1 pseudogene is annotated in these 492 nt (G+C 66.5%); it reads left to right on the forward strand.

What is annotated here, in order from left to right:
• A pseudogene (locus tag D7Y04_RS44765) lies at positions 1-492 on the forward strand (hypothetical protein); the annotation flags it as partial.

The following is a 492-nucleotide window of genomic DNA, read 5'->3' on the forward strand; positions in this document are numbered from 1 at the left end:
TTCTCGCACCTCATCAAGGAGATGGCGCAGGACTCGGGCACCACCGCCGAGGACTTCGTCATGAAGTGGCTGTCCAACTGGCTCAATGACTACACGGTCAACGGCGACCTCGTGCAGGCCCGCCAGAACATGTTCAGCGAGGTGATCCAGCCCTGGGCCACCGCCAGCGGGCAGGTGGCCTCGCTCGTGTTCAACACCTCCACGAACAAGTGGCAGGTGTCCAGCACCGGCCCGCTGAACCTGGACATCGCGCCCTTCCGGCTGCTGGCCATCGTCAACCGCATCGACCTGGCCGGCAGCTCGGGCGGCTACGGCGGGTCCTCCACCGCGGGCGAGCTGCGCTTCGTGTTCGGCATGACGAAGCCCACGAACTGGGGCGCCGGCACGGAGGCGACGTGCAACCTCAAGCTCTTCACCACCATCATCGAGTACGGCGTGCCCCGCACGGGCTGCCAGCAGGTCATCGACTGGGCTCGGGACTGGGCACAGCTG

The sequence above is a fragment of the Corallococcus sp. AB038B genome (genome assembly GCF_003668955.1).
Lineage (GTDB): Bacteria > Myxococcota > Myxococcia > Myxococcales > Myxococcaceae > Corallococcus > Corallococcus exiguus.